The sequence below is a fragment of the Bradyrhizobium sp. 87 genome (assembly GCF_023073015.1).
In the GTDB taxonomy this organism is placed as follows: Bacteria; Pseudomonadota; Alphaproteobacteria; order Rhizobiales; family Xanthobacteraceae; genus Bradyrhizobium; species Bradyrhizobium canariense_D.
In genome coordinates this window covers 739,529-764,070 of the sequence record NZ_JADPIQ010000048.1, presented here as the reverse complement: position 1 = coordinate 764,070, position 24,542 = coordinate 739,529, and the positions used below count along the sequence as shown (strand labels likewise).

24 protein-coding genes and 1 tRNA gene are annotated in these 24,542 nt (G+C 65.6%); 9 read left to right on the top strand and 16 right to left on the bottom strand.

Features of this window, described 5'->3' with window-relative positions; all coding sequences use genetic code 11:
• Positions 1 to 10: 10 nt before the first annotated feature.
• Positions 11 to 2,086, bottom strand: a complete 2,076-nt coding sequence (locus IVB50_RS13120; protein ID WP_247295974.1) for a HAMP domain-containing methyl-accepting chemotaxis protein — start codon at positions 2,084 to 2,086, stop codon at positions 11 to 13.
• A gap of 237 nt (positions 2,087 to 2,323) precedes the next feature.
• Between IVB50_RS13120 and IVB50_RS13115 the strand changes: the two genes are divergently transcribed.
• Entirely contained in the window at positions 2,324 to 3,619 is a 1,296-nt protein-coding gene (locus tag IVB50_RS13115) for a hemolysin family protein (protein ID WP_085349708.1), read from the top strand.
• A 212-nt stretch (positions 3,620 to 3,831) separates the two neighbouring features.
• Here the strand turns inward: IVB50_RS13115 and IVB50_RS13110 are convergent, their stop codons facing one another.
• The 3 genes from IVB50_RS13110 to IVB50_RS13100 all read right to left on the bottom strand — a co-directional run bounded on the left by IVB50_RS13110 (position 3,832) and on the right by IVB50_RS13100 (position 6,874).
• Entirely contained in the window at positions 3,832 to 4,074 is a 243-nt protein-coding gene (locus IVB50_RS13110; RefSeq protein WP_018460093.1) for a PilZ domain-containing protein, read from the bottom strand.
• A gap of 98 nt (positions 4,075 to 4,172) precedes the next feature.
• Entirely contained in the window at positions 4,173 to 5,882 is a 1,710-nt protein-coding gene (locus IVB50_RS13105) for an FMN-binding glutamate synthase family protein (RefSeq protein ID WP_198957634.1), read from the bottom strand.
• A 218-nt stretch (positions 5,883 to 6,100) separates the two neighbouring features.
• Entirely contained in the window at positions 6,101 to 6,874 is a 774-nt protein-coding gene (locus IVB50_RS13100) for a ferredoxin--NADP reductase (RefSeq protein ID WP_018460095.1), read from the bottom strand.
• A gap of 400 nt (positions 6,875 to 7,274) precedes the next feature.
• Between IVB50_RS13100 and IVB50_RS13095 the strand changes: the two genes are divergently transcribed.
• Positions 7,275 to 8,078, top strand: a complete 804-nt coding sequence (locus tag IVB50_RS13095; RefSeq protein ID WP_018460096.1) for a RimK-like protein — start codon at positions 7,275 to 7,277, stop codon at positions 8,076 to 8,078.
• 21 nt (positions 8,079 to 8,099) lie between these two features.
• Here the strand turns inward: IVB50_RS13095 and IVB50_RS13090 are convergent, their stop codons facing one another.
• The 8 genes from IVB50_RS13090 to IVB50_RS13055 all read right to left on the bottom strand — a co-directional run bounded on the left by IVB50_RS13090 (position 8,100) and on the right by IVB50_RS13055 (position 16,831).
• Positions 8,100 to 8,948 (bottom strand): amidohydrolase family protein, encoded by an 849-nt coding sequence (locus IVB50_RS13090; RefSeq protein WP_018460097.1) that lies wholly within the window; start codon positions 8,946 to 8,948, stop codon positions 8,100 to 8,102.
• A gap of 3 nt (positions 8,949 to 8,951) precedes the next feature.
• A complete protein-coding gene (locus IVB50_RS13085; RefSeq protein ID WP_018460098.1) occupies positions 8,952 to 9,929 on the bottom strand; it encodes an aldo/keto reductase in 978 nt (325 codons plus the stop codon).
• A 103-nt stretch (positions 9,930 to 10,032) separates the two neighbouring features.
• Complete coding sequence (locus IVB50_RS13080) at positions 10,033 to 10,965, bottom strand: sugar-binding protein (RefSeq protein WP_026233945.1); 933 nt, start codon at positions 10,963 to 10,965, stop codon at positions 10,033 to 10,035.
• A 94-nt stretch (positions 10,966 to 11,059) separates the two neighbouring features.
• Positions 11,060 to 12,142 (bottom strand): ABC transporter permease, encoded by a 1,083-nt coding sequence (locus IVB50_RS13075; RefSeq protein WP_018460100.1) that lies wholly within the window; start codon positions 12,140 to 12,142, stop codon positions 11,060 to 11,062.
• Positions 12,142 to 12,900 carry an ATP-binding cassette domain-containing protein gene (locus tag IVB50_RS13070; protein ID WP_007597833.1) on the bottom strand — a complete coding sequence of 253 codons (759 nt, stop codon included), beginning with the start codon at positions 12,898 to 12,900 and terminating at the stop codon, positions 12,142 to 12,144. Before IVB50_RS13070 ends, IVB50_RS13075 begins: the two co-directional genes overlap by 1 nt.
• A gap of 12 nt (positions 12,901 to 12,912) precedes the next feature.
• Entirely contained in the window at positions 12,913 to 14,235 is a 1,323-nt protein-coding gene (gene xylA / locus IVB50_RS13065; protein ID WP_026233946.1) for a xylose isomerase, read from the bottom strand.
• Positions 14,236 to 15,690 carry a xylulokinase gene (gene xylB / locus IVB50_RS13060; protein ID WP_018460102.1) on the bottom strand — a complete coding sequence of 485 codons (1,455 nt, stop codon included), beginning with the start codon at positions 15,688 to 15,690 and terminating at the stop codon, positions 14,236 to 14,238.
• Positions 15,691 to 15,772: 82 nt separating this feature from the next.
• Positions 15,773 to 16,831 carry a LacI family DNA-binding transcriptional regulator gene (locus IVB50_RS13055; RefSeq protein WP_018460103.1) on the bottom strand — a complete coding sequence of 353 codons (1,059 nt, stop codon included), beginning with the start codon at positions 16,829 to 16,831 and terminating at the stop codon, positions 15,773 to 15,775.
• Positions 16,832 to 16,942: 111 nt separating this feature from the next.
• Between IVB50_RS13055 and IVB50_RS13050 the strand changes: the two genes are divergently transcribed.
• The gene (locus IVB50_RS13050; RefSeq protein WP_018460104.1) at positions 16,943 to 17,470 is read left to right on the top strand and encodes a DUF1003 domain-containing protein; all 528 of its coding nucleotides are present in this window, start codon (positions 16,943 to 16,945) and stop codon (positions 17,468 to 17,470) included.
• A gap of 1 nt (position 17,471) precedes the next feature.
• Here the strand turns inward: IVB50_RS13050 and IVB50_RS13045 are convergent, their stop codons facing one another.
• Positions 17,472 to 17,939, bottom strand: a complete 468-nt coding sequence (locus IVB50_RS13045; RefSeq protein WP_085384941.1) for a GNAT family N-acetyltransferase — start codon at positions 17,937 to 17,939, stop codon at positions 17,472 to 17,474.
• A 10-nt stretch (positions 17,940 to 17,949) separates the two neighbouring features.
• Positions 17,950 to 18,531 carry an XRE family transcriptional regulator gene (locus tag IVB50_RS13040; RefSeq protein ID WP_018460106.1) on the bottom strand — a complete coding sequence of 194 codons (582 nt, stop codon included), beginning with the start codon at positions 18,529 to 18,531 and terminating at the stop codon, positions 17,950 to 17,952.
• A gap of 188 nt (positions 18,532 to 18,719) precedes the next feature.
• Here IVB50_RS13040 and IVB50_RS13035 point away from each other — a divergent pair, with 188 nt between their 5' ends.
• A complete protein-coding gene (locus IVB50_RS13035; protein ID WP_018460107.1) occupies positions 18,720 to 19,712 on the top strand; it encodes an alpha/beta hydrolase in 993 nt (330 codons plus the stop codon).
• A gap of 4 nt (positions 19,713 to 19,716) precedes the next feature.
• On the opposite strand, the gene IVB50_RS13030 is transcribed toward IVB50_RS13035, so the two are convergent.
• Positions 19,717 to 19,790 (bottom strand) — tRNA-Gly (locus IVB50_RS13030).
• A 172-nt stretch (positions 19,791 to 19,962) separates the two neighbouring features.
• On the opposite strand from IVB50_RS13030, the gene IVB50_RS13025 reads away from it, so the two are divergent.
• From IVB50_RS13025 to IVB50_RS13005, 5 genes are all read left to right on the top strand, one after another.
• Positions 19,963 to 20,541 carry a methylated-DNA--[protein]-cysteine S-methyltransferase gene (locus tag IVB50_RS13025; RefSeq protein WP_018456084.1) on the top strand — a complete coding sequence of 193 codons (579 nt, stop codon included), beginning with the start codon at positions 19,963 to 19,965 and terminating at the stop codon, positions 20,539 to 20,541.
• Between the two features lie 9 nt (positions 20,542 to 20,550).
• Positions 20,551 to 21,390 carry an AraC family transcriptional regulator gene (locus IVB50_RS13020; RefSeq protein WP_018456083.1) on the top strand — a complete coding sequence of 280 codons (840 nt, stop codon included), beginning with the start codon at positions 20,551 to 20,553 and terminating at the stop codon, positions 21,388 to 21,390.
• A gap of 56 nt (positions 21,391 to 21,446) precedes the next feature.
• Complete coding sequence (locus IVB50_RS13015) at positions 21,447 to 21,806, top strand: VOC family protein (RefSeq protein ID WP_026233083.1); 360 nt, start codon at positions 21,447 to 21,449, stop codon at positions 21,804 to 21,806.
• Positions 21,807 to 21,999: 193 nt separating this feature from the next.
• Positions 22,000 to 22,401 (top strand): SRPBCC family protein, encoded by a 402-nt coding sequence (locus tag IVB50_RS13010; RefSeq protein ID WP_018456081.1) that lies wholly within the window; start codon positions 22,000 to 22,002, stop codon positions 22,399 to 22,401.
• A gap of 100 nt (positions 22,402 to 22,501) precedes the next feature.
• Positions 22,502 to 23,008, top strand: a complete 507-nt coding sequence (locus IVB50_RS13005) for a hypothetical protein (RefSeq protein WP_026233082.1) — start codon at positions 22,502 to 22,504, stop codon at positions 23,006 to 23,008.
• Here the strand turns inward: IVB50_RS13005 and IVB50_RS13000 are convergent.
• Positions 23,005 to 24,450 carry an MATE family efflux transporter gene (locus tag IVB50_RS13000; RefSeq protein ID WP_247295972.1) on the bottom strand — a complete coding sequence of 482 codons (1,446 nt, stop codon included), beginning with the start codon at positions 24,448 to 24,450 and terminating at the stop codon, positions 23,005 to 23,007. The genes IVB50_RS13005 and IVB50_RS13000 overlap by 4 nt on opposite strands.
• Between the last annotated feature and the right edge of the window lie 92 nt (positions 24,451 to 24,542).

Genomic DNA, 24,542 nt, shown 5'->3' with positions numbered 1-24,542 from the left:
GCTACGTGACTTACGCAGCCCGGATCGCGTCCAGGAACTTCCCGACCTCGACCTTGAGGCGGCCGCTCTCGCCGGACAGCGACTTCGCTGACGCGAGCACGGTGGAGGAGGCCGATCCGGTCTGGCTCGCGCCGCGCTGCACGTCGACGATGCTGGCGGAGACCTGTTGGGTGCCGCATGCCGCCTGCTGCACGTTGCGGGAAATCTCCCGCGTCGCCGCGCCTTGCTGCTCGACCGCGGAGGCGATCGCCGATGCGATCTCGGACATGCGGGTGATGGTGTCGCCGATCGACTTGATGGCGCCGACGGAATCCTGCGTCGCGCTCTGGATTCCCGTGATCTGCTGGCTGATCTCGCCGGTGGCCTTGGCGGTCTGCTCGGCGAGCGCCTTGACCTCGGAGGCGACCACGGCGAAGCCGCGCCCGGCCTCGCCGGCGCGCGCCGCCTCGCTCGTTGCATTGAGCGCCAGAAGATTGGTCTGGCCCGCGATCTGGCTGATGAGCTCGACCACGTCGCCGATCCGGCCGGCCGCCTTGGCGAGTTCGCCGACATAGTCGTTGGTACGCGCAGCCTGCTGCACCGCTTCGCCGGCCACCCGCGCGGAGTCCTGGACCTGCCGGCTGATCTCGTCGACCGAGGACGCCATTTCCTCCGCGGCCGCGGCGACGGTCTGCACGTTGCTGGAGGCCTGCTCGGAGGCGGCCGCAACGGTCGCGGTGACCTTTTCCGATTGATCGGCGGTGCTCGTCAGCGTTCCCGCCGACACTTCCAGCTCCGACGATGCCGACGACACGGTGTTGATGACGTCGCCGATCAACGCTTCGAAATCGCGTGCGATCTGGTCCATGCGCTGGCTGCGCCGGAGCTTCGCCTCGGCTTCCACCGCGGCGGCCTCATCGGCGGCCTTCTTGGCGGAGAGCGAATCTTTGAAGTGCTGGAGCGAGCCCGCCACCTGGCTGATCTCGTCATTGCGGCCGGTCACGGGAATCTCGACCTCGTGCTGCCCGGCGGCAAGAGTTGCGATCACGTCCGCGAGCCGGCTGAGCGGCGTCACCACGCGCCTGCGCAACATCATCGTCACGCCACCGAGTGTCCCCAGCAGCGCCAGCACCGCCACGCCCGCGAGCGCGAGCATCGCCAGCGCGCCGTCGCGCGCGGCCGAGGCGCGCTCGGCAGCTTCCGCCAGCGCGGCATCGCGGACGCCGTAGAACATCTGGATGGCGGGGACGATGATGTTGGCCAGCTCTTCGGCATTGATGCCGTACTTGCCGTCGCCACGCGCCGCGAGCATCTCCTTGTCCACGGCAGCGGCTGCTTTCCCGAAATAGGAATCCGTCGCCGCCTTCAGCGCGGTGGCGATCCGGGGCGGGCTTCCGAGCTGGTCGATGCCGGCCTCGATGCGCTCGCGGTCGGCCTCGACACGTCCCTGCATCCGATCCATCAGCGACAATTCGGCCGCCGTGAGCGGTCGGCGAGCGCTCAGCGCCGGCGACAGCGTGGCGGCGCGGCTGCCGGCCGAGACGCGCAGATCCTGCGCCGTTCGCGCCAGGCTCAACAGCGCCGCAAGCGAGGAATCGGCATTGATGACCTTGGCTTCAAGCCGGTTCATGATCGGCTCGATATTGCCGATGACCTCGGCAACGCCTGGAAGGAAGCCCTTGATTACAGCGCCGTCGCGCGTCGCCAGGGGCACGCTCATCGCGCGATCTGCCGCCGTGATGATATCCTTGAGCCGCCGCGCAGTACGGTCCAGGTTTTCGATCATCGCTCCGGAATCATCCAGCACCATGATGGCGCGCCTTGCCCCCTCGAACGCGCCATCGACCGCTTTCGCCGCCTTTGCGGCGGCTTCGATCTGGACCTGCGTCGCAGAATTCTCCTGGAAGATCGGGGAAATGTAGGGAGCACGAAGGCCGGCAACGTGCTGACTGACCATCAGGGTCGCACCGAAGGCCTCGACCGTCTTGATCGCATCGGAGCGGTTCGTGAAGATGCGCGCCTGGGGTATCAGCACCTCGGCGCCAAGGATGACTGCAAACACCGTCACCGTCAGCATCGACAGCGCAAAGAGCTTCCCGATCCGCATTCTGATCCCCGAATACATTCCTGCAAATGCCGAGACCTAGCTGGTGGCCGCTAAGAGCCCGTTAAGCAACGGCATGCCCGTAGTTCCGCGGGGTATTGGGGAGTGCCTTCGGGGACGGGGTCGCCGAAGTTCCTTCGCGATGCCCGATGGGACAGAATCATCGGCATTTCTTCCTCGAATACCTATATCAAGACCTGTGCGGCCATCCGCGCCACACTCCCTTACCTCGGAACATCAATGCTCTCCGCCGAACTCGCCATCGTCGTCGTCCTGATCGTCATCAACGGCTTGCTGTCCATGTCCGAGTTGGCCGTGGTCTCGTCGCGCCCGGCCCGGCTGTCGATGCTCGCCGCCAAGGGCGTCCGCGGCGCCGAGCGGGCGCTGACGCTCGCGGCCGATCCCGGCAAATTCCTCTCGACGGTGCAGATCGGGATCACGCTGGTCGGCGTGCTCTCCGGCGCGTTCTCGGGCGCGACGCTCGGACAGCGGCTGACGCAATGGCTGCTCGAGCTCGGCCTGTCCGCAGGAATTGCCGACATCGTCGGAGTGGGGCTGGTCGTCACGCTCATCACCTACGCCACCCTGATCGTCGGCGAGCTGGTGCCGAAGCAGGTGGCGCTGCGCGACCCCGAGAGCATCGCGGTCAGGGTTGCACCCGCGATGCACGTGCTTGCGAAGGTCTCGCTGCCGCTGGTCTTCCTGCTCGATCTCTCCGGCAAGCTGATCCTCACGCTGCTCGGCCATGGCGGCAAGTCTGAAGAAAAAGTGTCAGAAGATGAGATCCATCATCTCGTCAGCGAAGCCGAAAACGCAGGCGTGCTCGAGTCAGGTGAAAAGGAGATGATCGCGGGCGTGATGCGGCTCGGCGACCGGCCGGTCGGCGCGATTATGACGCCGCGCACGGAGGTCAACGAGATCGACCTGAACGATACGCCGGAAAGCATTCAAGCGACCATCGCCAAGAGTCCGCATTCGCGCTTTCCGGTGTCCGACGGCGACCGCGACAAGCCGATTGGCGTGCTTCAAGCCAAGGACCTGCTGGTGGCCTTCATGAACGAGCGCACGCCGGATTTGCGCGTGCTGGTCCGCGAGGCGCCCGGCATTCCCGCCTCGGCCGATGCCCGCGACGTGCTGGCGATCCTGAAGGCTGCACCGGTGCATGTCGGCCTCGTCTACGACGAATACGGCGCCTTCGAAGGCATCGTGACGACGGCTGACATTCTGGAATCCATTGTCGGTGCCTTCCATTCCGAGGAAGGCCCGCCGGAACCGGCCTACGTCAAGCGCGCGGACGATTCGCTGCTGGTCTCAGGCTGGATGCCGGTCGACGAATTCGGCGAGCTGCTCGGCATCGAACTGCCGCCGCACCGCTACAACACCGTCGCCGGCCTCGTGCTGCAACAGTTCAACGTGCTGCCTGATGTCGGCGACGCCTTCGACTTTGGCGATTGGCACATCGAGGTGGTCGATCTCGACGGGCGGAGGATCGACAAGATTCTGGCGAGCCGGCGGAGCGAAGTAGAGACGGGGTGAGCCACTCTCGTCGTCCCGGAAGCGCAGCGAAGCGGAGCGCAGATCCGGGACCCATAGCCACAGGATTGAGCTTGGCGAAGACTGGTAGTTGCGCGGTGCTGCTGTCTGCGCATGATCGACAGATCACGCGGTATGGGTCCCGGATCTGCGCTGGCGCTTGTCCGGGACGACGGCGGAGTTTGTGGTTAGAGCTTGCGCCAAACTCTAGACCCTCACCCGAACCTCACCCCGATCCGCTTTTCCTTGCGCCAGATCACGGTGCAGGCGAGATGTTTTCCGTCGGCCCGCACAAGCAGGCTGAAATGGTCGGGGATGCCGACGGGACTGCTGACGTCGAGCGCGGCGCCGGTATCTGACAGGTTGCGGATAGTGCAGTCGATCGCGCCGCCGCCGCCGAACTCGATCGTTCCGGCCTTCAGCACGCGATGCCTTGCCTTGTCGCGCCGCTCGTCCATGGGAACAATCTACACCCAAAGTTGAATCAAACGTTAAACGCACCCCCCTCGCGATGCTTTTGCGCGCGCGGCCGCGGCCCTGCAAGTGGACCGGCGTCCTACAGCGCCGGCTGGAACGTCTCCGTCCGTGCCATCCGCCAGGCGTCCCGGAAGCGTGGGTCTTCGGTGCCTTCGAGCAGTTCGCCCGGACGCAGCGACGGATAAAGCTGCGCGAAGGATTTCACGTCCGTCGTCGAGGTGCGCTGGGAGAAGTGGATCGGGCGCAGCTGCTGCGGATGTTCGAGACCGGCCGCGGCGATCAGCTCGGTCAGCGAGTGCAGCGTCGCCAGGTGATAATTGTGCACGCGGTCGATCTTGAGCGGCACATAGAGTGCGCGCGCCCGCGTCGGGTCCTGCGTCGCGACGCCGGTCGGGCAGCGGTCGGTGTGGCAGCTCAGCGACTGGATGCAGCCGAGCGAGAACATGAAGCCGCGCGCCGAATTGCAGTAGTCCGCACCGATCGCCATGGCGCGCGCCATGTCGAACGCGGTGGCTATCTTGCCGGAGGCGCCGATCTTGATGCGGTCGCGCGCGTTGATGCCGATCAGCGCGTTGTGGACGAAACTGACGCCCTCGCGCATCGGCATGCCCAGATGGTCCATGAACTCCAGCGGCGCGGCGCCGGTGCCACCCTCGTTGCCGTCGACAACGATGAAGTCGGGATAGATGCCGGTCTCGATCATCGCCTTGCAGATCGCCAGGAATTCCCACGGATGACCGATGCACAGCTTGAAGCCCGTCGGCTTGCCGCCGGAGAGCTTTCGCATCTCGCCGATGAACTTCATCATGCCGACAGGCGTCGAGAAGGCGCGATGCGAGGCCGGCGAGATGCAATCCTCGCCCATGGCGACCCCGCGGATCTTGGAAATCTCCTCCGAGACTTTCGCCGCCGGCAGCACGCCGCCATGACCGGGCTTGGCGCCCTGGCTGATCTTGAGCTCGACCATCTTGATCTGGTCCTGGGTCGCGACGCGCGCGAAGGCTTCGGGATCGAAGGCGCCGTCGAGATGACGACAGCCGAAATAGCCCGAACCGATCTCCCAGATGATGTCGCCGCCCATCTCCGCGTGATAGGGGCTGAAGCCGCCCTCGCCGGTGTCGTGCGCGAAGCCGCCCTTCTTGGCGCCGGCATTCAGCGCGCGCACGGCGTTCGGGCTGAGCGCGCCAAAACTCATGGCGGAAATGTTGAATACCGAAGCCGAATACGGCTTGGCGCAATCCGGGCCGCCGATAGTGACGCGGAATTTCTCCTCGGCATGCGTCTTCGGCGAGACCGAGTGATGCATCCACTCATAACCCTGGCGGTAGACGTCCTCCTGGGTACCGAACGGACGCTTGTCGAGCTGCATCTTGGCGCGCTGATAGACCACCGCACGGATGTCGCGCGAGAACGGCATGCCGTCCTTCTCGCTCTCGAAGAAATACTGCCGCATCTCCGGGCGTATCTCTTCGAGCAAAAAACGGATATGGGCCGAGATCGGGTAGTTGCGCAGAACGGCGTGGCCCTTCTGCATGAGGTCGCGGACGCCAAGCGCCGTCAGCGCGCCGAAGATCAGGATCGGGATCAGCAGAATGTCGAAGATCTTGCCATCGGCAAATCCGATGCCGGTCAGCAGCGCAGTGACCACCGCGCAGATCGTCAGGACGATGAAGCGCGGAGAGAATGGCAGCAGCAGGGTTTCCATGATCCCCTCTTCCGCCAGCGGCAGCCGTTTGACCGACGGGTTGGGCGATTCCTGCGTTTTGTTCTCGTCGGCCACGATTCCCATCCTCTCGCCAGCATGAGGCGGTACGATACGCCCGCGCCTGTCATACGGATATGACGCGGCGGTTGTTTCACGCTAGCGAATTCGGCGGGGACAAATCAATCAGCCCGATGGGCGGGCTGCTGCGGTGCAGCAGGGCTCGGGAGGGACGGGCATTAACCGGTCAAGGCGCTTTACTCAGGCAAGCGTCCTGGCTTTTGCCAGGACGAGACCGAGAGGGCCTACCGCTCGACGAACGCCTTTTCGATCACGAAATGGCCGGGCTTGTTGCCCGAGCCCTCGACGAAGTCGCGGCCTTCGAACATCAGTTTCAGCTCTTCGAGCATCGCCGGGCTGCCGCACATCATGATGCGGTCGGTCGCGATGTCGAGCGGACCCTGGCCGATGTCGTTGAAGATCTGCTCGGAGCTGATGAGGTCGGTGATGCGGCCGCGATTCTTGAACGGCTCGCGGGTCACGGTCGGGTAGTAGATGAGCTTGTCCGCGAGCAACTCCCCGAACAGTTCGTCCTCGCGAAGACCGGCGACGAGCTTCTCGCCATAGGCGAGCTCGGAGACCTGGCGGCAGCCGTGCACCAGCACGATGCTGTCGAACTGGTCGTAAACCTCGGGATCCTTGATCAGGCTGGCGAAGGGCGCGAGGCCGGTGCCGGTCGAGAGCAGCAGCAGCCGCTTGCCGGGAATGAGATTGTCCGTGATCAGCGTGCCGGTCGCCTTGCGGCCGACCAGGATGGTGTCGCCTTCCTTGATCTTCTGGAGACGCGACGTCAGCGGGCCGTCCTGAACCTTGATCGAGAAGAACTCGAGCTCTTCCTCGTGATTAGCGCTCGCCATGCTGTAGGCGCGGAGCAGCGGGCGGCCCTCAACCTCGAGGCCGATCATCGCGAACTGGCCGTTCTGGAAGCGGAAGCCGGAATCGCGGGTTGCGCGAAAGCTGAACAGGGTGTCGGTCCAGTGCTGGACGGAAAGAACCTTCTCTCGGTAAAACGCGCTCATGATTTTCGATATTCCGAATAATTGCGGTTTTAGGGCAAAAGCGTTGCCCGGCCCCTGAAAGCGGAGCGGACACCATTGCCATGGCGGAGGATTTCGCGAGTGTGATCTACGCCATTGAGACCAATAATCAACCTCGTTCCGGATGCAATTGATGCCGGTCAAACCGGCATTTGCGGCGGAAATGGTCACATCATTAATGGATCTGCTGTCCAGCGCATTCGGAAGGCAATTTCTTTTCCCTCCCAGGCTCGAATACAGCACTTAATTTCCGTAGCGCTCGCGAGAATTTCATTAAGAATAGCTCTGATTTCACCCCCGTTTAGCGTCGTTTCCCCGATTTTTGCGGCTTTTGGCGCCAAGATCGACCGGAACTGGCGACTAGGACCGGCGACAGAGACAGATGGCGAGCGGCGAGCGGATCTTCGTGCAGGCGATCAAGCGCTATTGCGTAACCCATGGCATCGCGCTCGATGTCCGCGCCGATGGCTGGCTGCTCGCGATGCGCCGGGGCGAGCAGCGCCACTTCGCGTTCGGCTACGACATCGGCCTCAACAGCGCCATCGCGCACCGCCTGGCCAATGACAAATCGGCCACCGCCGAGGTGCTGGCGCTCGAGGGCGTGCCCTGCATTCCCCATCGCCTGTTCCTCAATCCGAAGTTGGGCGAGAAGGTTGTCGGCGTTGGCTGGCGAGAGGCAATGCTGGCGCTGCTTGGCGACAATCCGCAAGGCGTGGTGGTGAAGCCGAACGAGGGGACGTCGGGACGATCCGTCTTCAGGGTCACGACGGAAACAGAGCTCGATCATGCGGTTGGCGAAGCCTTTTCGATGAGCGCCGGACTCGTGATCTCACCCTATGCCGTGATCGAGGACGAAGTACGCGTGGTCCTGCTCGATGATGTGCCACTCGTCGTCTACAGCAAGCAGCGTGGCTCGGGTTGGCGGCACAATCTCGATGCGGGCGCGAAGCCCGTGCTGATGCAGGACGGCGATCTTCGCACAGCCTGCGCAAAGCTCGCCATCAACGCCGCCAAGGCCATCGGCATCACCTTCGCCTCGATCGACCTCGTGCACGTCGACGGCGTCTGGCGCGTGCTCGAGATCAATTCCGGCGTGATGATGGAGGCGCTGGCGAAGCTGCATCCGGAGCTGGTGCAGACGACGTACGATGCGGCGCTGGATCGGGTGTTTGGGGACAAACACTGAGCGACACGCGCGCTGGCGGCTTCAACCAATCGCCAACCGATACGCAGCCTTCGCATTCACGCCGAACGCCTTCTCCCGCACCTGCGGCCCGAGCTTCATCAGGCAGGCCCCCAGCGCGCCCGTGATCTCACCATAGCTCCCCGCGAGCAAACATACCGGCCAGTCCGAGCCGAACATCAGGCGATCCTCGCCGAAGCATGTCGCGGCGTGCGCGACGAACGGAAACAGCCGTTCCGCATTCCAGTCGCTCCACACCGCTTCCGTCGCCAGCCCCGAGACCTTGCACCAGACATTGCCGCAGGCCGCGAGTGCCGCGATGCCGTTGGACCATCCAGTGCTTCCGCCATCGGCGATCGGCGGCTTGGCTGCGTGGTCGAGCACGAAGCGCGCCTGCGGGAACGCTTGCGCGGTTGCGATCGCGGCCGGCAGCTCGCGGGTGCGGACCAGGAAATCGTAGGCGAGATCGTGCGCGAACACGGCCGTGAGGCCGCGCTGAACGTCCTCGCGCAACAACCAATCCGAGTCGGCCTCGTCATGGACCTGGTGGCGGATGCCGACCAGCTTGTCGCCGCCGGGCGAAGCACGCAACTGCTCCAGCGTATCGCCAAGTGCAGCGTCGGTCAGATCGGCCCAGCCGACGACGCCGATCACCGAGGGCGTCGCATGCGCGATCCGCAGGAATTCCTCGGTCTCAGCCAGCGCGGAGCGGCACTGCACCAGGATGCTCGCGTCGATGCCGTTCGCGCTCAAAAGCGGCGCGAGATCGGCCGGACCGAAGGCACGCCGGATCGGCGTGAGCTCGGGCGCGTCCATCCAGGGATAGTCGGCGCGCGCCGGATCCCAGAAATGCTGGTGAGCGTCGACGATCATGCCTTACGCTCCGGCCGGCAATGGCGCGCGGGCGTCGACGAGTTTTCGCCCACGCAGCTCCTGCCAGAACGCCGCCGGCACCGCCATCTCCGACATCGCGATGTTGTCGGCAATTTCCGCGGCGTTGCGCGCGCCCGTCACGGCGACCGTGACTGCCGGATGGGCCATGCAGAACTGCAGCGCGGCGGCTTTCAGCTCGGTGCCGTGCTTGCGGCAGAGCTCGTCGAGCGTGAGCGCGCGGGCGACGAGTGCCGCATCGGCATCCTGATAATTGAACTTCGCGCCCGTGTGCGGATTGGCCAGGATGCCGCTGTTGTAGATGCCGCCGAGCAGGATGCCGATATTCTTCGCCGCGCAGACCGGGAACAGCGCATCCAGCGCGCCCTGGTCGAGCAGCGTGTAGCGGCCGGCGAGCAGGAAGCAGTCGACCGGAACGGCCTCTGCAAACCGGACCAGCATGTCCGACTGGTTCATGCCGGCACCGATCGCCTTGACGGTACCGTCCCCGCGCAGGCGCTGGAGCGCGCGGAAGGCGCCGGCGACGGCGTCGTCATAGTGATCGTCGGGATCATGCACGAGCAGGACATCGACGCGGTCGAGCCCAAGCCGCGCCAGGCTTTCCTCCACCGACCGCATCACGCCGTCATAACTGAAATCGAACACCGGCCGCTCGCGCGACGTGCCCTTGTAATGCTCGTCCTCGGCGGCAGCGCCATCGGGCGCACGCAGTAGACGGCCGACCTTGGTCGAGATCGCGTAGGAGTCACGGGGTTGTTGCCGCAGGAATGCGCCAAGGCGTCGCTCCGCGAGGCCAAAGCCGTAGAGCGGCGCGGTGTCGAAGAAGCGGATTCCGAGCGACCAGGCGCTTGCGATGGTCGCTTCCGCATCGGCATCGCTGACGGGGGTGAACAATCCGCCGAGCGGGGCAGAACCGAGGCCGAATGAGGTGACATCGAGCGAGCCGAGCCGCGACCTTTTCATTCCCATTGCCTTAACAGTCCTCCCCAACAGCCAAAATCATCTCTCCCGCTTGCGAAAATCGCAAGCGGGAGAGGCACGCAGGAGCGTGGGGCTGGCGACGCTCCTACTTCAACATCTGCGCAACGTTGTCCTTGGTCACGAGATCGAGGCCGGTATAAACGATCTCCGGCACCTTCTCGCCCCTCTTGATGGCGAGCAGCGTGTCCATCGCCTTCTCGCCCATCTCGAACGGACGCTGGCCGACCAGCGCATTGGCGTAGCCATCGCGCAACAGCTCGAGCTGCATCTTCAGCGTATCGGCCACGACAAGCGTGAACTTGCCGGAATCGATATCCTTCTTGTACCTGGACGCGAAGGCCTTGAAGCCTTCGGGGGCGAACATCGGCCAGCCGCCGATGGGAACGATTGCGGCGAGGTCGGGCGTCGCGGTACGCATGTCAGTCATCTGCTGAACCGCCAGCGCGGGATCGTCGTTGCAGAACGTTGGAGAGCCCGCGACCTCGGTCCATTTCGAGCCCTTCAGCGCCTCGCGCACGCCGTCAACGCGTTCGGCGAGGTTCTTGGCGCCGGGACCACCCGAAACCATGGCGTATTTGCCGCCGTCGGGCCGCAGCTTCAGGAGCTCCTTGCCGAGGGCGACGCCGAACTCCTTGTTGTTGGTGCCGATATAGGCGATGCGCTTGGCGCGGGGCGCATCGGCGTCGAAGGTGATGACAGGGATGCCGGCCGCGGTCGCCGCGTCGATCGACTTGGTCATCGCCGCGACGTCGGCAACCGAGATGGCGAGGCCGTCGACCTTCTGGGTGACGAAGTCCTGGATGATCTGGGCCTGCGTCGCCGGCTCGTGCTCGACCGGCCCCTTGTAGATGCACTCGATATTGCCGAGCTCCTTGGCACGCTTCAGGCAGCCGTCGCGCGCGAAGTCGAAGAACGGATTGTTCATCGCCTTGGGCACGATCACGAACCGGTAGTTTGCGGCAAACGCCGGCGTAGCCATCATCGCCACCGCGATGCCGGCAAGTAGAAATTTCCTCATCGTCTCCTCCACCCTTCTTTGGCGCCTGTCCTCTCAAGATCGTCCGGGAAGTGGACAGGCGGCATTTTCGTTGCCGTCCCGGAACGACGTCGTTTCAGATCATCCGCGAGCGGATGCGGTCGACCAATACGGCCAGGATGATGATCACGCCCACCAGCGTCTGCTGCCAGTAGGAGCTGACCTGGGCGAGCACGAGGCCGTTGCGGATCACCTCGAGCAGCACGCAGCCGACGATGGCGCCGAGTGGACCACCGATGCCGCCGGCGAGATTGGCACCGCCGATGACGGCCGCAGCGATCACGTTGAGCTCGTAGGACGTCGCCATGTTGGCCGGCGCCGATCCGAGCCAGCCCGAGATGATGATGCCCTGGAGGCCTGCGGCGAGCGCGCAGATCACATAAACCTCGATCTTCACCCGCACGACCGGGATGCCGGTGAGTTCGGCCGCCTTCTCGTTACCGCCGAGCGCGAACACGTGACGGCCGAACGAGCTGTGGTGCAGCACCACGGCCATCGCCAGCGCGAGGACGATCAGATAAATGAATGGCACGGGCACGCCGAGCACGTCGCCGGAGGTGAGCGCGTAGAAATAACCGGCATCCGGCCCACCGGGAAAGCTGCCCCGTCCGTTGGAGACGACATAGCCGAGCCCGCGCACGATCGAGAGCATGCCGAGGGTGGTGACGAACGGCGACAGGCCGAGCACCGCGATACAGAAGCCGTTGACGAGGCCGGCGAGCAGCGCGACGCCGAGGCCGGCGAGGAGCGAGACCACCAGGATCAGGCCAGGGACATTGGCGAGCACGGTCTTGCCGTCGGCCGCCATGTGCACGAACAGGGATCCCGCCGGCGAGCCGGGCGCCGACAGCTCGGTCATCACCATCGAGGTGATCATGGCGGAGAAGCACATCATCGAGCCGACCGACAGATCGATGCCGCCGGTGATGATCACGAAGGTGACGCCGAGGGTAGCGATAGCGATGAAGGAGAAATTCTTCGCCACGTTCTGCATGTTGCCCTCGGTGAAGAAGTACGGGCTGGCGAAATGCATGACCACCAGCAGCACCGCCAGCGCGAGCAGGACATAGCCGGTCTGGGACGCGAAAATGCCGCGCTGCCACCATCTAATCTTGCCGATGTTCGAGAAGGTGATCGGAGATTCCATGGGCATGGCCATCACGCCGCCTCCTTCGCGCCGGTGATCAGGGCGGTGACTTCCTCGGGGGAGGTCTGGTGGATGGGCTTGTCGGCCCGCTTTTCGCCGCGGCGCATGACGATGACGCGATCGCACACCGCGAACACGTCGGGCATGCGGTGCGAGATCAGCATCACGGCAACGCCCTGCTCCTTCAGCCGGTGAATCAGGCCGAGCACCTGCTCGACCTGGCGGACCGAGATCGCGGCCGTCGGCTCGTCCATCATCACCAGCTTCGCGTTGGAGAGCCGCGTCCGCGCGATCGCAACCGCCTGGCGCTGGCCGCCCGACATCTGCTTGACGAGATCGTCGGGGCGCGTCTCCGAGCGCAGCTCGCCGAACAGCTCCAGCGCACGCGCCGCCATTGCCTTGTGGTCGAGCAACGCGAACGGCCCGATCCTGCGCTTCAGCTCGCGCCCGAGAAACACGTTGGCCGCTGCGGTGAGATTGTCGGCGAGCGCAAGGTCCTGATAGACCACCTCGATGCCGACGCCGCGGGCATCGACGGGCCGGTTGAAATGGACGGCGCTGCCGGCGAAGCGGATTTCGCCGTGGCTGGGGCGGAAATTGCCGGCGATGATCTTGACCAGCGTCGACTTGCCCGCGCCGTTGTCGCCCATCAGGCCGACGACTTCGCCGGGGAGGACCTGCATGTCGACATCATGCAGCGCGCGGATCGCGCCGAACTCCTTGCCGATGCCGGTCAGCTCGAGGACCGGTGTCGCTTGTGCATTTGTCATCAGCGGCCTTCCTCAGACGTAGCGGTTGACGAGGGATTCCAGATATTCCTGCCGGCCCGAGCGCGGCTGCGGGTCAAAGCCCGGGCCGTGCGCGCGGTCGGCAAGTTCGGCAAGCGAGCGCTGGCCGCCGAGAATGGCGCGGCCTTCAGGCCCGGCCCATCCCTCGTAGCGTTTCGCGAGCGGCCCAGTGAGCACGCCGGCGTCGAGCATGTCCGCAGCGGCGAGCAACGCCCGCGCGCAGGCATCCATCGAGCCGACATGGGCATGGATCAGATCGTCGGGATCGATCGACTGGCGGCGGATCTTGGCGTCGAAATTGAGCCCGCCGGAGCTGAAGCCACCGCGGCTCAGGAGCTCGTGGAACACCAGGGCAAGCTCGGGCACGTTCATCGCGAACTGGTCAGTGTCCCAGCCGAGCAGATCGTCGCCGCGGTTGATGTCGAGCGAGCCGAACACACCCAGCGCCTCCGCCAGCGCGACCTCGTGATGGAAGGAGTGGCCGGCGAGGATGGCGTGGTTCTGCTCGATGTTGAGCTTGACGTCCTTCAGCAGGTCGTAACGCGCGAGGAAGCCGTAGCAGGTGGCGACGTCGAAATCATATTGGTGCTTGGTCGGCTCCTTCGGCTTCGGCTCGATCAGGATCGGTCCCTTGAAGCCGATCTTGTGCTTGTGCTCGACCACCAGCGAGACGAAGCGGCCGAGCTGGTCGAGCTCGCGCTTGAGATCGGTGTTGAGCAGCGTCTCGTAGCCCTCGCGCCCGCCCCACAGCACGTAGTTCTGGCCGCCGAGCCTGTGCGTCACCTCCAGCGCGGCGCGGACCTGGCCGGCGGCATAGGTGAATATCTCCGGGTCTGGATTGGTGGCCGCGCCCGCCATGTAGCGGCGATGCGTGAACAAATTGGCGGTGCCCCAGAGCAGGCGCACCTTGCTTGCGGCCATCTTCGCTTCGAACAGATCGGCGATGGCATTGAGGTTGGCAACAGATTCGCCAAGCGAGTTGCCTTCCGGCGCCGCATCGACGTCGTGGAAGGTGAAGAAGGGCACGTCGAGCAGGCGAAACAGCTCGAAGGCGACGTCGGCCTTCGCGCGCGCCTGCGCCATCGCATCGGCGCCGTGATGCCAGGGCCGCAGGAACGTCTCGCCGCCAAAGGGATCGCCGCCGGGCCAGCACAACGAGTGCCAATAGCAGACCGCAAAGCGCAGATGGTCTTCCATCCTGCGGCCATGGACGAGGCGGTCCTTGTCGTACCAGCGGAAGGCAGGCGTGTTGCCGGCATCTCCGCCGGCGAAGGCGACAGGTACGCTTGTATCGAAGAATTTCACTGACGCAGTCACTCAGGCACACTCCTTCAACGCGGGATAAAGTTCGCGCCAGCGGCGATAGGCCTCGTCATAGGCCGCGCTGACCGATGCGCGAGGCGTAAAGCTCGCGAGCCGCCGCGGACGGGTGCAAACCGCAGCCGCGTCTTCGCCGGTGGCGGCGAGCCGTCCGAGCCTGGCGGCGCCGAGCGCCGCTCCGACCTCGCCCTCCTCGACGCGGTGGACGGGGATGCCGAGCACATCGGCGCAGATCTGCGCCCACAGCGGCGAGCGCGAGCCGCCGCCGACGAGATCAACCTCGGGAAGCGGCCCGCCCGCCGCGCTCAGTGCCGCCAGATTGTCGCGCGCAGCGAAGGCGACGCCTTCGAGGACGGCCTGAACGATCTGGGAGCGCCCGGTCGCACCGCGCAGGCCGACGAAGGCACCGCTGGCGGCGGCATCGTTGTGCGGCGTGCGCTCGCCGTCGAGATAAGGCAGGAATTTGACCGGACTCGGTCCATCGACGCGCTCGCCGAGCGGCGCCAGCAGCGCTGGCGCCGGCGTCTCCATCACGCCCGCGAGCCAGGCCAGCGAAGCCGCCGCCGACAGCATCACGCCCATCTGATGCCAGCGGCCGGGCAGCGCGTGACAGAACGCATGGACCGCCGCGGCCGGCGCCGGTGCAAACCGATCGGTGACGCGGAACACCACGCCGGATGTGCCAAGCGACAGAAACGCATCGCCCGGCGCGATGGCGCCGAGCCCGATCGCGCTCGCGGCATTATCGCCGGCGCCGCCGGCGACCACGACATCCCTAGTCATGCCCCAGCGTTGAGCGTAGTCCGGCGCGAGCGTCGCGCTGACGTCGCTGCCCTCGACCAGGCGTGGCATGTGATGGAGATCGAGCCCGGTGGCATGCAGCAGCAGGGGCGACCAGCGGCGCAGACCGACGTCGAGCCATAGCGTGCCGGCCGCGTCCGACATGTCCTCGACCATCTCGCCGGTCAGGCGATAGCGGACATAGGCCTTCGGCAGCAGCACCTTTGCGACGCGCGCGAAGATTTTCGGCTCGTGCCTGGCGACCCAGAGCAGCTTCGGCGCGGTGAAGCCGGGCATGGCCAGATTGCCGGCGATCGTATGCAACGACGGGCAGCGCCGCTCCAGCGCGACGCATTCGGCATGCGAGCGACCGTCGTTCCAGAGGATCGCGGGACGCAGCGGCGCTCCGTCCTCGTCCAGCAGCGTCGCGCCATGCATCTGGCCGGATAGTCCGATGCCGCGCACCCGCGCGACCTCGCGGGGATGGCGGGCGGCAAGATCGTCGACCGCGCCGACCGCCGCATCGACCCAGGCATCGGGATCCTGCTCGGACCACAGCAGCGCCGGATGCGACAGCGCAAGCTCGCGCGCCGCCGTCGCGACAACAGCGCCGGCTTCGCTGACGAGCACCGCTTTCACACCCGATGTGCCGATGTCGATTCCGAGATACACGCCGTCCTCCCTTTCGCCTGTTGCGGTGCGCGAACTCAAAGTCGCCTTACCCGCAACGGGTCGTTTTGAATTCCACCTGCCGCTAAGGCAGATTGTCCCGCATCACGATGTCGATCCTGATCTTCTCCTGTTCGCGCAAGATCGGCTCGCCACGGGCGAGCGCGAGCAGCACACGTACGGCGGCGCGCGCTTCATGTCCGGGGTTCTGCGAAATCGCGGCATGCATCACGCCCTGCAGCAGCAGCCGACGCGTCAACGCGGTGAGGTCGTGTCCGACGAACACCGCCTGCTTGTCGCGACTGGCATCGCTCAACGCCTTTTCATTCAACGCGTTGGCGACGCCTTGCGTACCGGCGCCGACATTATAAAGACCCACGATGTCGGCATGCCGGCTCAACAGCCGCGTCAACACCTGCTCCGAACGCGCGTCCTCGTCGCGCCCTTCGAGCACCGGCAGCACGGTGAGGCCGGGGAATTCCGACGCCATCACCTGGTTGAAGCCAAAAATGCGCTCGGCATGATCGCGCAGGCCCTGCGAGCCCGCGACGATCGCGACCTTGCCGGACTTTTGTCCGACCAGCCGCCCGACCAGCGCGCCGGCAGTCCGCCCCGCAGCAATGTTGTCGATGCCGACATAATGGTGCCGGCGCGACGACGGCACGTCCGAGACCAGCGTCACGACCTTGGCGCCGGCATCGACGAGATCGTCGATCGCGGCGCGGACCCTGGGATGATCCAGCGCCACCACAGCGACACCGTCGTAATCATCCGAGAGCCCTTCCAGGGATGCCGCGAGCATGGACGGATCGAACACGTCGGTCGCGACGGTCTCGACGCCAAGGCGGCGGGACGACAACCAGCCCGACATCTCGCCGAGATAATCCTGGATCTGCTGCATGAACGGGTTCGGCCCCGACGGCATCACGAAGGCGAAACGGCGGGCGCGGCCGCGGGCGAGCTCGGCGGCGGCCACGTGCGGCTGGAACGAATTGCGCTCGATCGCCTCCTTGACGCGCCGGACCGTATCCGGCCGCACGCCCGGCCGATTGTGCAGGACGCGGTCCACCGTCGCGAGGCTGACGCCGGCCTGGCGGGCGATGTCCTTCAGCGTCAGCGCGGTCGTGGTGAGCGTCTCGGCCATGGCTGAAGGCTAGCAGAGGTGTTTTGAGGTACGCAACTCATTTTGAGAGGCGGCAGCATTTTCCCGCAGCTCAGCCCAGGAACAGCCTTTCCCGTCCGCCGTTGCCGCCCTGTGCATAACGATATCACCCATGATCCGGGCGAGGGATTGAGCCCGACGCTCGAGCGCAACATCCAGGCTCTGGTCGAGCGCCGCCGCCGGGAGCAGCGCGCTGCCAAGGGTCAGGAAAAGCTTGCCGATGCGATCACGGCGTTCACCGGCAGCATGGCGTTCGTCTATCTCCATGTCGCTGTGTTCGGCTTCTGGATCATCGCCAATCTGCATTGGCTGCCGGGAATCCCGGCCTGGGACGAGAGCTTCGTAGTGCTGGCGATGATTGCTTCGGTCGAGGCGATCTTCCTGTCGACATTCGTGCTGATCTCGCAGAACCGCATGAGTGCAGCAGCGGACAAGCGCGCCGATCTCGATCTCCAGATCAGCCTTCTCGCCGAGCACGAATTGACCAAGGTTGCCCGCCTCCTTACGCAGATCGCCGAGCGGCTCGATGTCCAGCCCGACTCGAAACGGGATCTGGAGGAGGCAAGCCGCGACATCGCTCCCGAGCGCGTGCTCGACAGGATCGAGGAGACGCGCTCCTGAGCTATCGGCTGGCCGACAGGTCGAGGGTCAGGAACAGGCTGTTGGGATCCTCGACATAGCCCTCGAACGGGCCGCAGAGGACAAAGCCATGCGCCCGGTAGAGCGCGAGCGCCGGCTTGAAATAGTCCCACGAGCCGGTCTCGAGGCTGAGCCGCGCCATGCCGCGCGCGCGGGCTTCTGTGACGATGTGGCGGAGCATCTCACCGCCAAAGCCGCGCCGCCGCGTGGTCTGGAGCGTGTGCATCGACTTCACCTCGCCGTGCTCGGCTGACAGCGTCTTCAGCGCACCGACGGCGACCAGCGTCTCGCCGTCCCAGCCGGTCCAGAACGCGATGTCGGGCGCGCGCAGTCCGGAGAGATCGAGCGCATGGGCGCTGCCCGGCGCGGTCTGCGCCCGCGCCGCCGTGACGTGATGATCGAGCAGCGCGATGACGCGCGGATCAAAGGTGTCGCCGGTGCGGATCTGCATCGTCACGGTCTCACATCTTGCCGTAGGACGCGCCGCGGCGCGTGATGATGACGTAGCGCGCGTCCTGTCTGGTCTCGTTCTCGAAGATCACCGCGCGCATCACATCGAAGTCGAGACAGTCGCCTTCGCGCAGGCGAACCGCCTTGGCGTCGATGTGCACGGCGATCGCGCCCTCCAGCATCAGGAGCTGCTGGGTGAAGGCATTGCGGCCCCAAGGGCTGTATGGCACCCGCGCACCGGCCGGCAAATCGACGACGATGATCTCGATGCCGCTCGCCGCGTCCGTGGGCGACGCGTGACGGCGGCGATAGCCGCTGTCGGGATCGCGCCAGTGCGGCTGGTCGGCGAGCCGCACCAGCCGCTCCGGCGGCTTTTCGGCCAGCGCGACGACGTCGCTGAGCGACACGTCGAGCGCGGCGCAGAGTTTTCCCAGCAGCGCAGCCGTCGCGCTGCTCTGCGCCCGCTCCACCCGCCCGATCATCGCCCGGCTGACGCCGGAGCGGCCTGCGAGCTCATTCAGCGTCATGCCGGCCTGCGTCCGCAGCGTCTTCAAGCGACGACCGATCGCGCGATCGAGTTTCTGCTGGTCCATTTTCTTTACAGGTCCTGGTCTCTGATCCGAACATTGCCGACACGAGGACCGCACCCATCAGGGCCGCGAGAAGCTTAAGCTGGGCGATGCGTGCGTGCCGGAAGCGAGGGGCCAATATATTAGAAACTTTGCGGAGCCTATAGGGCCGACTAGGACAGACCCAACGACGATGACCGGGAGGCGGCGACATGGGCGAACCGACGCAGCGGACGATCAAGGCCAACGGCATCAGCCTCAACGTCGCCGAGCAGGGCAAGGGGCCGATGGTGCTGCTCTGCCACGGCTTTCCGGAAGGTTGGTACTCCTGGCGTCACCAACTCGAGGCGCTGGGGGCAGCCGGTTTCCACGCGGTCGCCCCTGACATGCGCGGCTACGGCAAGAGCGACCGGCCCGAAGCGATCGACCAGTACACGATCCTCCACATGGTCGGCGACCTCGTCGGCGTGCTCGACGCTTTCGAGGCGAAGGACGCCGTCATCGTCGGGCACGACTGGGGCGCGACGATCGCCTGGCACACGGCGCGCCTGCGGCCCGACCGCTTCCGCGCCGCCGCCATTCTTAGCGTGCCCTATCGACCACGCAGTCCGGTGCGGCCGACGAGCGTAATGCCACAGACGGCGGATGCGCAGTTCTATCAACTGTATTTCCAGGAGCCGGGTGTCGCCGAAGCAGAATTCGAAAGGGATACGCGCGCAACGCTCGGCGCGATGCTCTATGGCGGTTCCGGCGAAGGCGCGGCGGTGATCCGCGCCAATGCCGAGCGTCAAGGGCGGACCGCCGGTGTCGGCATGGTCTCTCGCAAGGACGGCATGCTGCCGAAGGTGCAGGTGCCGCTGCCGTCGTGGCTGAGCAGCGCGGACCTCGACTATTACGGCGCCGAATTTGCCCATAGTGGGTTTCGCGGACCGCTCAACTACTATCGCAACATCGATCGCAACTGGGAGCTGATGGGCGCCTTCGAGGGCGTCAAGGTGGTCGTGCCCTCGCTCTTCATCGCCGGCGACTACGACATGGTCATGGCCTTCCCTGGCGCCGCCGAGCACGTTGCCAACATGAAGCAATGGGTGCCGCAATTACGCGAGATCAAGATGCTACCGGGGTGCGGACACTGGACGCAGCAGGAACGGCCGGCGGAGGTGAACGCGGCGATCGTGGAATTTCTGCGGAGCCTGCCGAACTAAAGGATGGAGCGGGCGAAGGGAATCGAACCCTCGTATGCAGCTTGGGAAGCTGCCGTTCTACCATTGAACTACGCCCGCGGATGCGCAGCTTGCGCCCGCTCTGATTAGCCGAGACGGCGCATCTCGCCAAGCGCTTTGGCGCAGCCCGCCCGCCCCTTCTTAAGTTTCCGGTACGATTTTGGGTGCGGCGGATTGTGGCGGTGTTATGGTCGCGGTCTGGGGAGAGCGTACGTTGCGTGGGGGCGTGTGTATGGTGGGGCATGGCTACGCGATATTCGACACGACCATAGGGCGCTGCGGCATCATCTGGAGCAGCACCGGGGTCGTCGCCGTGCAGTTGCCGGAGGCGCGGGAGATCGACACCCGCCGCCGGATTTTCCAGATCCATCCCGAGGCACGCGAGCAGCGGCCTTCCGCGAACGCCGAGTTCGCGATCGAGGGCATCGTGAGCTTGCTGCAGGGCAGCGATGCTGATTTTTCCGAGGTCAGCCTGGACGCGAGCGGGGTGCCCGGCTTCAACCGGCGGGTCTACGAGGCGGCCTGCGCCATCCCGCGCGGGGAGACGCGCACCTATCACGAGATCGCCAAGGCGCTGGGCGCCTCCGGCGCCGCGCATTCGGTGGCACAGGCGATCGCGAAAAATCCCTACATGCTGATCGTGCCCTGCCACCGGGTGCTGGAGGCCGGCAATTACACCGACCGGCTCTCGCCCTATGGCGGCGTAATCTCCAAGCGGCGGCTGCTGTCGCTGGAGGGCACCCATCCGATCGCCAGCAAGACGCTGTTCGACGTCCTGCTGCCCGTTGCCCCACCGAGACCCTCCACCTAGATAGGGAGGATGGATGCAACAACGCTGCTGACCACCCCCTCGATGACCGTCTCCGAGTTTCGCTGCGACGCGGGACCGGACGACAGCCCGTTTGCGGAGTGCCGCACCGGCCATTCCATCGCCTATGTCCGCGCCGGCAGCTTTGGCTGTCATTGCCGCGCCGGCTTCTTCGAGCTGGTGGCGGGCTCGATGCTGGTCGGCGCGCCAGGCGAGGAATACACCTGCACACATGAGCACGTCGCCGGCGACGTCTGCCTGTCCTTTTTCCTCAGCGAGGATCTGGTCGACGCGCTCGGCGGCCGGAGCGACGTCTGGCAGGTCGGCGCGACGCCACCGTTGCCCGAGCTGATGGTGCTGGGCGAGCTCGCCCAGACGGCGGCAGATGGCAACAGCGACCTCGGTCTCGACGAGGTCGGGCAGATCCTCACCGGTCGTTTCGTCGATGTCGTGTCGGGCAAGGCGCGCAAGCCGACGACACCGACGGCGCGTGATCGCCGCCGCGCCGTGGAAGCCGCGCTCTGGATCGACGCCAACTCGCATGCCGAGGTCGACCTCGAACAGGCGGCACGGCAGGCAGGCCTCAGCCCCTTCCACTTCCTGCGGCTGTTCTCCGCCGTGCTCGGCGTCACTCCGCATCAATATCTGGTGCGCTCGCGGCTGCGGCATGCGGCGCGGCTGCTGACTGACGACGACATCGCAGTCACCGACATCGCCTACGACGTCGGCTTCGGCGATCTCTCCAACTTCGTCCGCACCTTCCACCGCGCCGCTGGTGTATCGCCGACCAAGTTCCGCCAGGCTTCGAAGGGAGAGCGCAAGATTCTCCAAGAGCAGCTTGCCCTCAACTGACTAGGTTCGTCTCCGGCGCGCGCCGATTGTGGCGCGCTTTGGCAATGGAGACGACCATGTACGACCATATCGGATTGCGCGTTGCCGACCTCGACGCCGCCACGCGCTTCTACACCGCGGTGCTGGCGCCGCTCGGTTATGTCGTGTGCTCGAGTGGCGATGGTTATGCCGGCTTCGGGCCGAAGGGCGAGCCGGCGCTGTGGCTGCACCTGAACAAGGGGCGCAAAGCCGATGGCGTGCACATCGCGTTTCGCGCGGGGGATCATGACGCGGTCAAGGCATTCCACAGCGAGGGCTTGAAGAGCGGTGGCCGCGACAATGGCGGCGCCGGCCCGCGCAAGGATTACAGCCCGACTTACTACGCGTCGTTTTTGATCGATCCCGATGGCAACAATGTTGAGGCGGTCTGTGTGTGAACGCGGCAGCCCTCACCACACACACGCTGTCATCCCCCGGCTTGACCGGGGTATCCAGTACGCCGCAGCTCCTCGATTCAATCACAGCGGCCTCTGGAATACTGGATCGCCCGATGGAGTCGGGCGATGACAGCTGGGATGACGGCGCTATCGCTCGCTTCTCTACATCAAGGAACTCAACCAGGATTGCATCATGGCCTCCATCCACAACGACATTCCCCTCAACGCCCCAGCGCGCGACGTCTGGGATGCCGTGCGCGATTTCGGCGCGCTGCATCGGCGGTTGGCGCCGGGCTTCGTCACGGCCTGCACGCTCGACGGCGACACGCGCATCGTCACCTTCGCCAACGGATCGGTGGCGCGCGAGGTGCTGGTCGATTGCGACGATGCGCGGCAGCGGCTGGTCTACGCGATCAACAACGAGCGGCTGAAGCATTACAGCGCCTCGGTGCAGGTGATCGCCGAGGGCGAGGCGAGATGCCGCCTGGTCTGGATCATCGACATGCTGCCGAACGAGCTCGCGCCCTATGTGCAGGGACAGACCAAGGACGCCGTCGCCGCCATACACCGCGCGTTTCCGGCCGCAGCTGCGTGATCTTTCTCACAGAGCCCAGCCCTCGTCCGCAATAACGATGGCGCCGTGCGTCCGGTTGGCTCCGCTCTCCCGGCGGCGCCACGCACGCGAGGAGCAGGCCATGAGAGGTGCGGACAAGGTGATCTGCCAGGCGGCCGCCGTGCTGCTGATGTTTTCGATTTCGAGCGCGCCGGCAAAGGCGCAGTTCTTCGGCGGCGGCGGTGCCGGCGGCGAGGACATAATGACCCAGATGGCGCCGATGCTCGAGATGATGAAGGCCAAGATGGGCAAGCGCCGCTTCGGCATGATGATGCAGACCATGGGCCCGATGATGAGCCGCATGATGGAGAATGGCGGTGGTGGTCTTGGCATGATGGGCGGCGGTGGCATTGGCGGCCTCGGCGCCGGCAACCTCGGCGGCGGTTTCGGCGCGCCCAATTACGGCGGCTACGCGCCGATGGGTGGAGGCGGCACCATGCCGGCCGGAATGGGCGGCATCGGCGGCGGCGATATCATGGGCATGCTCGGCGGCGCCGGTGGCGGCGACATGATGGCGATGATTCCGCAACTGATGCGGCTCGCCAATGTCGGCGGTGGTGGCGGCCATCGCCGCCACAGGCACCGCTAGTCCGCGGCGGCCGACAGAGCCGGCCTGATCGCAGGTTTGGTTTGGCGCGGTCCCCAGCGTGTCAGCACCACGCTGGAGCACGAGAGCAGGCCGAGCACGACCATCGAGCTCGCCGCCAGCCAGAAGAAGCTTTGCGCGGTGGCATCATGCGTCGACAGCCACCAGCCGACAGCCGAGATGTAGATCAGCCGCGCGGTCTGCGCCAGCACCGGGCCGATCACCTTCGCAGCGCCCTGCGACGAGAAATACATCGTCGAGGCGAGGCCGATGAAGGCGTAGAACGGCGCCACTGTCGACAAATATTGGTGGCTGGTGGCGCGCACGGTCGCGCTGTCCGTGAAGATGTTCACCCAGAGATCGGGGAAGGCCGCGACCAGGCACGCCGGTGCACCGACGGCGACGAAGGCGCTCGCCGCTGCGATCCAGGCGATGCGCCGGGCGCGGGCGATGCGGCCGGCGCCGACCGCCATGCCGATCATCGGCACCGAGGCGATGCCGAACGAGAACGCGATCGAGGTCAGCAGGAATTCCAGCCGCGCACCGATGCCGTAGCCGGCCAGGATCGCGGTGCCGAATTTCGCAAGCATGTGAGTGAAGATCGAGATCGTCAGCACCGATTGCAGCGGCGAGAAGCAGGCGATGGCGCCCACTTTGAGGATGTCGAAAAACATCGCCCATTGGATGCGAAGTCCGCGCAGCTTCGGCGTCACGCGGGCGCGGCCGGAGAACAGGTACCAGCCCATCACGCCGATATTCATGCAATAGGCAATCAGCGCGCCGGCGGCGACCCCGCGCATGCCGAATTGCGGCACCGGACCGAGGCCGAGGCCAAGCGTGCCACCGAGCACGATCTGCCAGGCCGCGGAATTGAGGATCAACAGCGACGGCAGCTTCATTTTGCCGGTGCCGCGCAGGACGCCGGCCATGGTGTTGAGCAGCCAGGGCAGCACGGCGCCGCCGAAAAACACCTGGGTGTAGGCGATCGCATGCGTCAGCACGTCGCCGCGGCCGCCGAGCATCTCAAGCACCTTGGGCCCGAAGATCAGCATGCCCAGCATGAAGACGAGGCCGAAGCTGATGCCGATCAGCAGCGCGTGCGCGGCGAGCGTCCCGGCACGCTCGCGATCGCCCGCGCCGAGCGCGCGCGCGATGGCGGAGGCCACCGCGCCGCCCATCGCACCGCCTGACATGGTCATGGTCAGGATCACTGTCGGAAACACCAGCGCCATCGCGGCCAGCGCTTCCACGCCGAGCCGTCCGATATAGGAGGTCTCCGCAATCACGGTGCAGGTGCCGGCTGAGAGCGCGACCACGTTGGGCCAGGCCAGCCCGAGCAGCGTGCGCAGGATCGGCCCGTCCATCAGCGCGCTCCTCACGGGGCGCGGAGGCGGCGGCAGCGGACGCTCTTGTTCATCGACCGGGATTTCGGCGATGTCTGACATGTCCTCTCCGGGCAAAGCGCCATTTCCGGCGCAGCAATGCTTGGGTGTGCCAATGAATTGGTTCGCGCAGGGCGCAACAAGAGGCTTGTTAG